The organism is Flavobacterium soyae (assembly GCF_045348165.1).
GTDB classification, from domain to species: Bacteria; Bacteroidota; Bacteroidia; order Flavobacteriales; family Flavobacteriaceae; genus Flavobacterium; species Flavobacterium soyae.
The window spans coordinates 1,573,913-1,586,623 of the sequence record NZ_CP150845.1 but is presented as its reverse complement, the minus strand read 5'-3'; the positions used below and the strand labels follow the sequence as shown (position 1 = coordinate 1,586,623).

Annotated in this window: 14 protein-coding genes; 7 read left to right on the top strand and 7 right to left on the bottom strand. The window is 31.4% G+C overall.

The features are described from left to right. Positions 1 to 44 precede the first annotated feature (44 nt). The 5 genes from AABD74_RS07045 to xrtF form a co-directional block, all read right to left on the bottom strand. Positions 45 to 389 (bottom strand): heavy-metal-associated domain-containing protein, encoded by a 345-nt coding sequence (locus AABD74_RS07045; protein WP_406845082.1) that lies wholly within the window; start codon positions 387 to 389, stop codon positions 45 to 47. A gap of 68 nt (positions 390 to 457) precedes the next feature. Then, a complete protein-coding gene (locus AABD74_RS07040; RefSeq protein WP_406845081.1) occupies positions 458 to 2,464 on the bottom strand; it encodes a TonB-dependent receptor plug domain-containing protein in 2,007 nt (668 codons plus the stop codon). Between the two features lie 113 nt (positions 2,465 to 2,577). After that, entirely contained in the window at positions 2,578 to 2,976 is a 399-nt protein-coding gene (locus AABD74_RS07035; protein ID WP_232676759.1) for an HYC_CC_PP family protein, read from the bottom strand. 46 nt (positions 2,977 to 3,022) lie between these two features. Beyond that, positions 3,023 to 3,469, bottom strand: coding sequence for an exosortase F system-associated membrane protein (locus AABD74_RS07030; protein WP_232676767.1), 447 nt, complete (start codon positions 3,467 to 3,469; stop codon positions 3,023 to 3,025). Continuing rightward, entirely contained in the window at positions 3,459 to 3,995 is a 537-nt protein-coding gene (gene xrtF, locus AABD74_RS07025; RefSeq protein WP_232676777.1) for an exosortase family protein XrtF, read from the bottom strand. Before xrtF ends, AABD74_RS07030 begins: the two co-directional genes overlap by 11 nt. Positions 3,996 to 4,066: 71 nt before the next feature. Between xrtF and AABD74_RS07020 the strand changes: the two genes are divergently transcribed. The 4 genes from AABD74_RS07020 to AABD74_RS07005 all read left to right on the top strand — a co-directional run bounded on the left by AABD74_RS07020 (position 4,067) and on the right by AABD74_RS07005 (position 8,046). After that, positions 4,067 to 4,522: a GAF domain-containing protein gene (locus tag AABD74_RS07020; protein ID WP_406845080.1), complete on the top strand. Its 456-nt coding sequence runs from the start codon at positions 4,067 to 4,069 to the stop codon at positions 4,520 to 4,522. 35 nt (positions 4,523 to 4,557) lie between these two features. Then, positions 4,558 to 5,253, top strand: coding sequence for a hypothetical protein (locus tag AABD74_RS07015; RefSeq protein ID WP_232676781.1), 696 nt, complete (start codon positions 4,558 to 4,560; stop codon positions 5,251 to 5,253). Positions 5,254 to 5,469: 216 nt separating this feature from the next. Continuing rightward, positions 5,470 to 5,736 carry a 30S ribosomal protein S15 gene (gene rpsO, locus AABD74_RS07010; protein ID WP_125723301.1) on the top strand — a complete coding sequence of 89 codons (267 nt, stop codon included), beginning with the start codon at positions 5,470 to 5,472 and terminating at the stop codon, positions 5,734 to 5,736. A 165-nt stretch (positions 5,737 to 5,901) separates the two neighbouring features. Next, positions 5,902 to 8,046 carry a polyribonucleotide nucleotidyltransferase gene (locus tag AABD74_RS07005; protein ID WP_232676791.1) on the top strand — a complete coding sequence of 715 codons (2,145 nt, stop codon included), beginning with the start codon at positions 5,902 to 5,904 and terminating at the stop codon, positions 8,044 to 8,046. Between the two features lie 188 nt (positions 8,047 to 8,234). Here the strand turns inward: AABD74_RS07005 and AABD74_RS07000 are convergent, their stop codons facing one another. Together AABD74_RS07000 and AABD74_RS06995 are read right to left on the bottom strand one after the other, a co-directional pair. Next, positions 8,235 to 8,372, bottom strand: a complete 138-nt coding sequence (locus AABD74_RS07000) for a hypothetical protein (RefSeq protein ID WP_232676793.1) — start codon at positions 8,370 to 8,372, stop codon at positions 8,235 to 8,237. 11 nt (positions 8,373 to 8,383) lie between these two features. Next, the gene (locus AABD74_RS06995) at positions 8,384 to 9,217 is read right to left on the bottom strand and encodes an LA_2272 family surface repeat-containing protein (RefSeq protein ID WP_406845079.1); all 834 of its coding nucleotides are present in this window, start codon (positions 9,215 to 9,217) and stop codon (positions 8,384 to 8,386) included. A gap of 103 nt (positions 9,218 to 9,320) precedes the next feature. Between AABD74_RS06995 and AABD74_RS06990 the strand changes: the two genes are divergently transcribed. From AABD74_RS06990 to AABD74_RS06980, 3 genes are all read left to right on the top strand, one after another. Then, positions 9,321 to 10,283, top strand: coding sequence for a hypothetical protein (locus AABD74_RS06990; protein ID WP_406845078.1), 963 nt, complete (start codon positions 9,321 to 9,323; stop codon positions 10,281 to 10,283). A gap of 195 nt (positions 10,284 to 10,478) precedes the next feature. Beyond that, positions 10,479 to 10,871, top strand: a complete 393-nt coding sequence (locus tag AABD74_RS06985) for a hypothetical protein (protein ID WP_232676799.1) — start codon at positions 10,479 to 10,481, stop codon at positions 10,869 to 10,871. A gap of 205 nt (positions 10,872 to 11,076) precedes the next feature. Next, positions 11,077 to 12,711, top strand: coding sequence for a tetratricopeptide repeat-containing sensor histidine kinase (locus tag AABD74_RS06980; protein WP_232676802.1), 1,635 nt, complete (start codon positions 11,077 to 11,079; stop codon positions 12,709 to 12,711).

Below are 12,711 nucleotides of genomic sequence, written 5' to 3'. Positions count from 1 at the left end.
TTAACTATTAAAAAAGCCCGAAGATTATACTCGGGCTTTTAAAATTATTTTTCTCTCTCATACTTACAGCAAGAATGAAGATTTTCATAATCAGCATCTGCGGCCTTTGCTTCTTTTGTATCATGTCCAACTTTTGCAATTGCAGCATTCAAATCTTGTGGAGAAGATTTCTCTTCATTTAAAATCACAGTAAGCTGATGTGTGCTAATATCCCAAGAAGCAGTTTTTACACCCGGAACTCCAAATGCAGCTTTTTCAATTCGCTTTTTACACTGTTCACAGTTTCCGTTAACTTCTACAGTATATTTTAAATTCTTATTTTTTTTAGTTTGAGCCTGAGCCGAAAACCCTAAAAAAGTTATCATTGCTATTAAAATCAAATTTTTCATTGTCTGTTATTTAGTGTTATAAATTTATTATTGATATTGATATTGATATTGATATTGATATTAAATACCTATTTTATTTTAAAACGTAATCCTGCATAATACATCTGTCCAAAAATTGGTGCATAAGCAACAGAAGCATCAAAGTTTGGTCCAAAAGGATCATTTGCTCCTAAAATTGCTTTTTGCTGTTTGTAATTTCCAATATTCTCTCCTCCAATATATACCTCAAAAACTGGCGAGAAAATCCTTGTAACCTGAGCATTCATAACGACATACGAGGGTGAGAAATCAGGAAATTGATCTTCAGCAGGATTTGAAGCTGTGTACGGAAGCTGTTGTTTTCCAGACCAGTTAAAGGTATAATCGAACTTCCATTGCCTGCCATTACTTAAATTTGTTTCGTATTCTAAATTCCCCAGAAAACGATGTTTTGCCTGAAGCGGGCGCTGAAAAGTTCCTCTTAAATAATCTGTTTGTATGTCATAATATTTATAAGCCGTTCTTAAATTTAAGTTGTGAATTAGCTCATAATTAAATTCAACCTGAATACTATTAGCAAAAGAACTTCCTTTTAGATTATAAAACAAAACTTCCTGCGGACTCTGCATTAAATCTACAACGGCCTGGTTTTGAAAATCGGTTCTGTAGATATCAAATCCGGCATCGGCATTTTTACCAAAAAGTTTAAATTTCTGCGAAAAACTCACCCCATAATTCCATGCAATTTCCGGATTTAAACCATAGATTTTTCCACTATTATCTAAAATTGAAAATGTTCTCGAACTTGCAAAAAGCTGCTGATTCTCGGCAAAAATATTAGCCGAACGTTTTCCTCTTCCGGCAGAGAAACGAATTACTCCATTTTTCCAGGGATTGTATCTCACATGAAGTCTCGGTGTAGCAAAAAAACCTAAACGGTTATGATTGTCTACTCTTCCTCCTAAAATTATGCTGAAGTTATCTGTATTGTCATAAGTATATTCAAAAAATGCTCCAACCGAATTATCGATTCTACTGTAATCCGTAACATTTACAAACTCCTGATATTGATCGTATGAAAAATTTAAACCAGTCGTAAATTTATGCATCGAATTATTGATAATCGAATTAAAAATTAAATTCGAATAAAAACTATTCTGCTTAATATCATATTGATTTAAACCAAAATATGAATCTTGTTTATGACTATTGAAAGCATTTTGAAATCCGATGCTTTGATAGGGCATATCTTTAAAAACATATCCTATTTTCGTAGACACATCAAAACGTTCTGTATTGATTTCTGAACCCCAATGATTGGTAGTTCCTCGATCACGGTCTTTATCAAAATCAACTTCTCCGGTCTGTTTTTTATCATTCATGTATCTGAAATTGATAAAACTTACCAAACCACTTTCGGGATCATAATATTGATAACGGTTTAAAACATTTATTTGTTTTCCTAACGGATTGTCTAAAAAACCGTCATCGTTCATGTCGTTCTTAGCAACACGCGCATTTCCATGAACAAATAAACTTGTTGCCCATTTATCAGATAATTTTTTATTGAAATGCGTATTCAATTCAAATCTGGAATCGGTAGACCCATAAGCGTTCAGAAAAAATGGAATATCACTTAATGGTTTTAAAAGTTCGGTATTTATTTGTCCCGAAATACTTTCGTAACCATTAATAACACTTCCGGCACCTTTGGTAATCTGAACACTTTCGATCCAGGTTCCAGGTGTAAAAGACAAGCCATAAGCTTGTGACGCTCCGCGAACTGAAGGAATATTTTCTTCTGTTATCATTAAATACGGACTTGTTAAGCCCAGCATTTTGATTTGTTTCGTTCCTGTTAAAGCATCAGAAAAATTGACATCAATTGATGGATTTGTCTCAAAGCTTTCGGCAAGATTACAACATGCTGCTTTTAAGAGTTCTTTACTAGTAATTAAAGACGTATTTGCGGTAACGGTATAGGATTTTGTAATTCCTTTTTGCTTTTTTGTAATTTTTACTTCCTCTAGATTTTCTTGTGAAAACACAGAAACCGAAAGCAAAAACATCACAAAAAGCACGATATTATTTGACATAAAAAAGATTTTAATGTTATTTAGAAATTCTGTTTTTAAGTTTCTCACGAAGAAGAAACGTTCAACAGTCTATTACAAACCTTATAAAGAAGGCTTGATTCTAAACATTAAAATCAGGAATAAAAAATGTATTGATTATATAGCTTAAATAAGGGGGGCGAATTTGCATCAGAATAATACGAAATAACCTGATTGTTTTTGAAGTTTGGAATTGACAAAAACGCAATAGGTTTGTATTCCTGAATTACAGCTGGAAATGCAAGCTGAAAAAAGAAAACCTTAAAAGTTGCATCGCTTGATTTTTTTTCAAATTTTACAACTTTGTCTTTACAGCAAGATGATTTCTCTTCTTTTGCCCCACAGCATTTTTTTTCAGGTGATACAGAAGCTGAAGTATTTAAAGACACAGAAGCTATTTTTCCTCCGCAATAATGCACATCAAAAGCAAACCCCGTGTTGGAAACCAACAATAGGAACGCTAAAAATAATATTGTGCACTTTTTTAAACTCATACTGCAAAAGTATTCAAAAAGACTTGGATAAAAATATAATAAAATGTTATTTTTTTAAATTCTGAAGCTGGTAGTAAAATGCCGGAATAAACAAAAGTACAAATATGGGCTGAATAATAAATCTTCGAACATAAAACAACAGCCAGCTTTTCTCTGGAAAATATTCAACAATTATAAAAAACATTGCGAAAAGAACTACTGAAAAAAAAGTGTATAAAAAGGAACTAAAAATTAAAATTCCTTTATCCTTAAAAAGCGTATAAATCAGAATAAGAGATAAAGCAGTATTTAAAACAAACCGAAGTAAAAGATTCAGGAAAAGTTTTAACGAATCAACTTCTGGTAATTTGATATTATTAAAATCCGATTCAAAATAATCTAAAAACGGGTCATAAAAGATAGAACGTTCAAAGGCTCTTATCAACCCGAAACAGCAAATAACAAGTATCGAAATGAAAACTTTATTTTTTTCTTCTCTTATTTTATTTAGCATATTTCGAAAATTTATTAACCCAGATAATCCATAAAATAAAAACAGTTCCGTAAATAATTAACGGAAAAAGGACGCCGTGCAAAAAATGACTTTTTTCAGGAAAATGAAATAACAAAATTGTCAATAAAGCGATTCGGGCAATATTTAAAATATAAATAAACACGATTCCAAACAGGATATAATATAAGGTAACTTTAAACTTACCCGAAAATGCAAGCACAAAAGAAATAAATAAGATAATAACGCTTACAGCATTGCAGCCTTCTATAATTCTAACAATGTAATGATTGCTATATAGAACTTCTAACCAGGAACTGGAAAAGCTTTTTTGAACTTTTATATCAAAATTAAAAGCATGAAGCAGCTGCTCGACATTACGGCCAACCAAATTTGTAATTCCGTCGACTTCATCAGCTTTAAAGCTGTTCAAATAAAATTTATATAATAGCGTTAATGCAATGTAAGCTGCAAAAAAAGTACCTATAAAAATTAAAAACGGCTTGAATTGGGCTAGATATTTTTTCAACAGATTTTTTTTTCAAATTTATGTATTTTTTGAGTTCAGCTTTAAATACTTTTGTATAAAATTTTCAAATCATGACATTTCAAGAATTACAACCAAAAATAAGTGCTATAGTATCTGATAATAAAAAAGTTAGAGACGAAAAAATACTAGCTGTCTGCCAATTATTAAACGAAAATGTAGAATATTACAATTGGGTTGGTTTTTATTTTGCAAATCACGAAAATAAAACACTTCATTTAGGCCCTTATGTAGGGGCTGAAACAGATCATACTGTTATTCCTTTTGGGAAAGGAATCTGCGGACAAGTTGCTGAAAGCAATGCTAATTTTGTTGTGCCAGATGTAAAAGCACAAGACAATTATATTGCCTGCAGTTTAACAGTAAAATCTGAAATCGTTGTTCCGCTTTTTGTAAATGGAGTAAATATTGGCCAAATCGATATTGACAGCCACGTAATTGATCCGTTTACAGAAGCTGATGAAAGATTTTTGGAGTTTGTTAACCAAGAAGTTGCGAAGTTATTCTAGAAGACCTATTTTTAATGTATCAAAAATAGATCTGAATGAAAAAAAATGTATTCATCATATTTCTTCTTATAAGTTCAGTCAATCTATTTGGACAGATTAATGTTGTTTCAAAGAAAATTTTCCTTGACTCATTAAATCGTGAAGCTACTCCCGAAAACTATGTCTATACCAGAGTAATTACTAATTATTCTCAAAAAAGCGCGCGCTACGTTGTAACTGATTTTTACAAAAACGGAAGAAAAAAAATGACGGGCTGCACTTTAGATAAAGACATTTTAAAAAAGGATGGAGAGTTTATTTATTATTTCAAAAATGGATCGAAAGAATCAGTAGTAAATTATTCTGACGATCATAAAGTGGGTAAAGAGATTAATTGGTATGAAAACCAAAGTAAAAAGTCTGAGAAACAGAATTCGTGGAATCCTAAAACCAAAACAGCTCAAACTTTAATCCTTAATTTTTGGGATGAAAATAAAAATCAAACCGTAGTTGATGGAAATGGGGAATATGAAGAAAATGATAAGTTTGTTGCCCAAAAAGGAATGATCAAAAATGGTTTAAAACAAGGTGTCTGGACAGGAAATGATGCTTTACGTAAAGTTTCATTTACAGATAATTATGACCAGGGAATTCTAATTTCAGGAATGAGTATAGACGAAAACAATATAAAACTTTCTTACTCTTCCTTAAATGAAAAGGAAACAGGCAAAAAAATTCAGAAATCAAAATAGATTTTTGTTTAAAATCAATCTTCAAACCAATCACAAATAGCTGTATTTAAAATCAAACTACCTTAAAATCAGCAAAAAAGGATTATTTTTACCTGAAATTGACTAATTATTAAAATTTTCAAAGTTTAAATTTATTTTTTCGGAAAAAAGATGTAATTTTGCACCCGTCTTACAAAGGATGTATGACATACATAAAAATCATTAAATAATATTGGAATGTATTTAACTAAAGAAAAGAAAGAAGAGATTTTCGCACAACACGGTGGTGCAACAAACACTGGAAGCGCAGAAGGTCAAATTGCATTGTTCACTTACAGAATTACTCACTTAACTGAACACTTGAAAAAAAATCGTCACGATTACAACACTGAGCGTTCTCTTGTACTATTAGTAGGTAAAAGAAGAGCTTTGTTGGATTACTTGAAAAAGAAAGAGATCAACAGATATCGTGAGATTATCAAAGTATTGAATATCAGAAAATAATCAATATAGAAAAGAGGTGCGAGAGTGCCTCTTTTTGTTTTTACATTACAAGCATTTACAAGAAAAAAAGTTTGGTTTTTCATTGGGTTTTAGATAACAACAACTACACACAACAACAACTACAACACAACTAAAACCCATTGTATAATCAAAAAGGAAAAATTTATGATTCCACAAGTTTCAAAAGAAATTATCGATTTAGGAGATGGAAGAAGCATCTCAATCGAAACTGGTAAATTAGCAAAACAAGCCGATGGTTCAGTTGTTGTACGTTTAGGAAACTGTATGCTTTTAGCAACTGCAGTATCTGCAAGAACATCTAACCCAGGTGTTGATTTTTTACCATTAACGGTAGATTACCGTGAAAAATTTGCTGCTGCGGGACGTTTCCCAGGTGGTTTTTTCAAAAGAGAAGCCAGACCAAGTGACAGCGAAGTATTAACAATGAGATTAGTAGACCGTGTATTGCGTCCGCTTTTCCCAGACGATTACCATGCTGAAACTCAGGTTATGATTCAATTAATGTCTCATGACGACGATGTTATGCCAGATGCATTAGCTGGTTTAGCAGCATCTGCAGCATTAGCAGTTTCAGATATTCCATTTTACAACTTAATTTCAGAGGTTCGTGTTGCACGTATCGACGGAAAATTAGTAATCAACCCAAGCAGAGCTGAATTAGAAAAATCTGATATCGATATGATGATCGGTGCTTCTTTAGATTCTGTTGCAATGGTTGAAGGTGAGATGAAAGAAATCTCTGAAGCTGAAATGGTTGAAGCAATTAAATTTGCTCACGAAGCAATTAAAGTTCAAATTGAAGCGCAGCAGCGTTTAAGAGCAAAACTTAGCTCTCAGGAATACAGAACTTACGAAGGCGAAGTTGAAGACGAAGCTGTTTACGCTAAAGTAAAAGCTGCCGCTTACGATAAATGTTATGCAATTGCACAAGAAGCTTCTGGAAAAAGTGAAAGAGGCGAAAAATTTGCAGCTGTAAAAGAAGAAGCTAAAGCTTTATTTACTGAAGAAGAATATGCTGAAAACGCAGATTTAGCTGGTTTAGTTGGAAAATATTTCTACAAAACAAACAAAGAAGCTGTTCGTAACGTAATTCTTGAAAAAGGAATTCGTTTAGATGGAAGAAAAACTACAGAAATCAGACCAATTTGGTGTGAAACTGATTATTTACCATCTGTACACGGTTCTTCTTTATTTACACGTGGAGAAACTCAGGCTTTGGCAACTGTAACTTTAGGAACTTCCAGAGAAGCAAACCAAATCGATTCTCCATCTGAACAAGGTGAAGAAAAATTCTACTTACACTATAACTTCCCTCCTTTCTCTACTGGTGAAGCAAAACCATTAAGAGGAACTTCAAGAAGAGAGGTTGGTCACGGTAACTTAGCTCAAAGAGCATTAAAAAATATGATTCCTGCTGATTGTCCTTATACAATTCGTGTTGTCTCTGAGGTTTTAGAATCTAACGGTTCTTCTTCTATGGCAACAGTTTGTGCTGGAACAATGGCTTTAATGGATGCTGGTGTTCAAATGGTAAAACCAGTTTCTGGAATTGCTATGGGATTGATTACTGACGGAGAGAAATTTGCTGTATTGTCAGACATTTTAGGTGATGAAGATCACTTAGGAGATATGGACTTTAAAGTAACCGGAACTGCTGACGGTATCACAGCTTGTCAAATGGATATCAAAATTGACGGGTTACGTTATGATATTATGGAGCAGGCGCTTAATCAGGCTCGTGACGGACGTATGCATATTTTAGGTAAATTAACTGAAACTATTGCAGCTCCAAGAGCAGATGTAAAGGCACACGCACCAAAAATCATCACCAGAACTATTCCTGGAAACTTTATTGGAGCATTAATTGGCCCTGGCGGAAAAGTAATTCAGGAATTACAAAAAGCTACTGGAACAACTATTGTAATTAATGAAGTTGATGAGCAAGGAGTTATCGAAATCTTAGGTACAGATCCCGCTGGAATTGAAGCAGTATTAGCAAAAATTGCTTCTATTACTTTCAAACCACAATTAGGAGAAACTTACGAAGTTAAAGTAATCAAAATGCTTGATTTTGGAGCTGTTGTAGAATATACTGCTGCACCAGGAAATGAAGTATTGCTTCACGTATCTGAACTTGCTTGGGAACGTACTGAAAATGTTGCCGATGTAGTTAAAATGGGAGATGTTTTCCAAGTGAAATACTTAGGAGTTGACCCTAAAACCAAAAAAGAAAAAGTGTCTAAAAAAGCACTTGTTCCAAGACCTCCGCGCGAGGACAAAAAAGAGTAATCAGATCTTAGTTTACTAAAGGTTTATTCATAGAAAACCCCAGCTCATTTATTTGAGTTGGGGTTTTTAAATTTAATTAAACAGCTTATTCTTCTTGAAAGGAATTTTATTACGAATCAAATAGGCATGATAACAACTGGGAACATCAAATGTCCATTTTGGAAGAATTAAGATGATAAGTAAAACATCTATATGACCAATAATCCCAAAAAGATTAAAACAACAAGTTCTTTTCTAATTTCGGCTCCAAAATTATAAGTCAGCATTATTAAAATTGGCCCTAATAAAAGCCTGAAAGCGATAAGCAGGATTGGTATATTTTTCATTTGTTTTATTTTTATTTCTTAAACTGCCAGTTAAAAAAAGGAAGCTTACGTTTTCCGTTTGTATTCCAAAGACCAAATTGCATTCCTCGTAATTCTTTAGAATTATTAAACAATCCGATCTGAATTCCGTTATGTCGTCTGGAAACGTTTGATGACCCAATTTGAATTCCATTTCCCGAATCAGATATATTTGCTAAACCCGAAATACTCACCCCAGAAAAGCTCTTCGTATTCAATATCCCTCCAACAGAAAATCCATTCATTTTATTCATTCCTGAAATTATCGAAATATTTATCCCTCTTAATTCTGCACCACCCATAAATCCTCCTGAACTGATGTTTAAACCATTTATCTTAATATAAGTATCGGTTCGGTCATCAAAAAAAGCTACGCTACTAATAACATTATCATTAATTCCAACTAAAAAAGATTCAAATGGAACATTAATCGAAATTGTAAATAAAGCTACTGACAAAGGACTCGCCTCAACATTTAATCCATTAATTGTTTGAAGTTTAATTTTTTCATTCTCATAATGCCCTACTCCCAAAGCAAAACCATTTACTTTATTTACTCTTCTGGATATTGGAGACAGGCTAAAAATCTTTATGCTGTCATTCCTTAAGCTATTATTAGATTTCCATCTGAAATAGTGCAGATCAATATCTTTTCCATCAAATTCTACAGAAGGGCCTGCCGAAATATTACTAGCCAAAGTATCTATGCTTTTTGATGAACCATCCTGTCCAAAGCAAAAGGTGGCAAACAAGAGAAGACTTATAAATTGTACTCTGTGAAAACTGCCAAAAGAATTGGCAATCCTAACTTGATTTATCATTTTCATACTGTTTCTTTTTAAAATTACAAGACAAACCTATTGCATTTATCACATATCAATTTGCGCAAAACAATAAAACATTTTATTATATTTGTGATTATCGCAAATTATGAAACATCAGGAATCATTTTTAAAAGCTATTAGAAGTAAAATTTCTAAATCAAATTCTTTGATAGATGAGATTGCTTCTATTCTGGAAATCAGTTATGATGCATCGCATCGAAGGATATCACAAAAGAGTAAATTTTCTATTGATGAAACCATCAAACTGGCTAATCATTTTAATATTTCACTGGATAATTTATTTTCTCAAAAAGAAAAAGTCATTGTAGAAAAAACAATTGAGATTGAATCATTAAAAGATATGCTTCAATATTTTAAAGCATCAGCACAGCAAGTTGAAATATTGACAAAGAACCCCAAAACAAAACTTTATTATTCGGCCAAGGATATTCCGTTGTTTTATTTTATGGATGGAACAATTTTGTCAAAATTTAAAGCTTTTGTGTGGCTGAATCTTTTAAATACTAACCAGAAAAAAGTATCATTCGAGAATTTTGTAATTGAAGAATCTTTTACCGAGTATATGCAAACCTTAAAAAAAACATACGAAAACGCTGCTGTAAATGAAATCTGGAACGACACAACCATAAATAGCAGCTTACAGCAGATTCTCTATTTTTATGAAGCCGGCTTATTAAATTTAAAAAATGCCAATGCACTTTGTAAAGACTTAAAGAGAATTATAATTTTAATACAAGCAAAATGCAATGATCCTAATAATAACTTTGCTCTTTATTATAACGAACTAATATTATTGAACAATAACATGCTCATAGAAACGGAAGAAAAACTAACTATGTTTGTTCCTTATACTCTCTTGGGTTATTTTATTACAGACAATGAAGACAGCTGTAAAAATGTACACCAGTTTTTTAAACAGCAAATTATCAACTCAATAGCCTTAGGGCAATCAGGAATTAAAGAACAAAATCTTTTCTTTAATCGTGCCATTCGAAAAATAGATTATTATCTCGAAAAGATTAATTCGCAAGTCGATTTATTATTTTAATGTTTTAAGCCGTATCTACAACAATTTATTTCCTGGTTTTTTCATTTTTTTTAAAGCAAATTATAATTTTATATCTATGAACAGCAATAAATGAATGATTTAACAAAAAAAACACGACAATCCTTATATTTTCTTAAAGAAATAAAATATCTTTAACCCACCAAAAATAAAATTATTAACCCTAAAAACCTTATTATGGACTTTAATGTCATTCAAATCACAAGAATTAACTCAGAACCTTTTTCTTTTACAGACAAAGTGAATATTACTTTTCCGGTTCCGCCTTTGGCTTCAGCTAAAATTTACGAAAATGAAGGATCAAAAACATTAAAAATTTGTGCTACTGTATACATTAACTCTAAAGATTCGCAAAATCCGGTAGTTGGAACACTAACAGAACATCTTAACACTGTCGAAATTTATTTTGACTATGACTGGGATGAAGAAACACCGGATACTTACGATGTATGGTATATTGAAATAGATTATGCTTCTGAAAGTGTTGAAAATATTACTACTGTAATGTCATATTTAAGAAATATTGATCCTGAAACATCTAGAGGAACAGAGACATCTGTAGGTCGTTAAACCCTCACAATAGATATTTTACTAACATCGTTTATTGAGATTATAAATTATCCATTAAACGATGTTTCCTCATTATATAATATTTTCTTGTTAAATTCTAAACAAAAAATGAGTAATGCTTATTATTAGATTTTTTTTAAATTTATTGATTGTTTGCTCTCCTTTCTTGTTGTTTTCTCAATCGTCAAACAAACAGTTAAACGAAGTGCTAAAGAAAAAAGAGATTGAATTCAAAAATGAATTGAATTTTAGCAAAGCTTCTAACTTTTTTATTAAAAAAAATTGGGACTCGACTTTGGTCAGTTCTATGAAACAATTAAATATTAATAAAAATAAAGAACTCGCAGATTATTGTCACTTTTTTAGGGGATATAGCTTTATTGAAAAAAAATTATTTAAAGAAGCAAAATTTGAATTAAACTTAATTTCTAAAAAATTCACGTTCTATTCTTTAGTCAACAAAAACTTAGGTGATGCTTCAATAGAGTTAAAAGAATTTGAAAAAGCAATTATATATTTCAAAAAAATAGAAAAACTTAAATCCTTAAATCAACAAGGCTTAAAAATTAGTCTTATTTATCAAAATTTAGGAATTTGTCATTTACACCTAAATGATTTTATTAAAGCGGAAGAGTATCTTTTTAAAAGTTTAGAAATTCTGGAAATAGAAAAAGACATTATAAATTTATTTTGCATTTATAATGATATTGCGAACTTATACTATATTCAATATAAAGACCAACAAGCAATTCCTTATTTTGAAAAAGCATATGATTTATCAAAAAAAACAGTTGATTTTGACATAAAGAGAAAAGCTTCATTAAACATGTCTGTTGTTGAAGAAAATAAAGGCAATTTTAAGAAGGCATTGTTTTACAGAAAAGAATCTGCTCAATGGAAAGATTCCTTAAACAATCAAAGCAAAATTTGGGCTCTGGCAGATTACGAAAAAAAATTCGCTGTAGCACAAAAACAAAAACAAATTAAAGTACTCGAAGTAGAAAATGAGCTAAAAAATGCACAGCGTAATACATTATTTTTCTCGGCTATTGGTCTTTTATTAATTTTAACCGGCGGAGTTTATTTATATGCACAAAAAGTAAAAAATGGAAAAACCATCTTACGCCAAAAAAACAAACTCGACGAACTCAATGCAACAAAAGACCAGCTGTTTTCTATTGTAAGTCATGATTTACGTTCGTCTGTAAATGCATTAAAAAACAGTAATTCTAAATTATCTGCTACACTTGAAAATAAAAACTACGACGAGTTAAATCATTTAATTATTCAGAATAGCAGTATTGCAAACGGCACTTATAGTTTATTAGATAATTTATTACACTGGGCATTACTGCAGACAAAACAATTATATTTTCACAAGGAATCTGTTCACTTATATTCTGTTGTACAACAAATTGAATATAATTATAAGCCTTTATTGCTGGATAAATCTATTACATTCGAAAATTCAGTTTCAAAAAATATCTTTCTGTTTGTTGATCTTGATTCTTTAAAAATTGTATTTAGAAATTTACTGGACAATGCCATTAAATTTTCTAATGAAAATGGACAAATTACCTTTTCGGCAAATGAAACAGACTCTGATTTTTGTCAGGTTATAATTCAGGATACCGGAATTGGAATGAATGAAAACACTATTAAGGAATTGCTTTATGAAGGCGAATTACTGGCCAAAAAAGGCAATTCAGAAATTATAGGTACTGGTTTGGGTTTACAATTATGTAAACAAATGATAAAGAAAAACTCTGGAACGTTTAATATCGAAAGCGAACTCAATAAAGGGACTAAAATGATATTAACGTTCCCAAAAACTAAATGA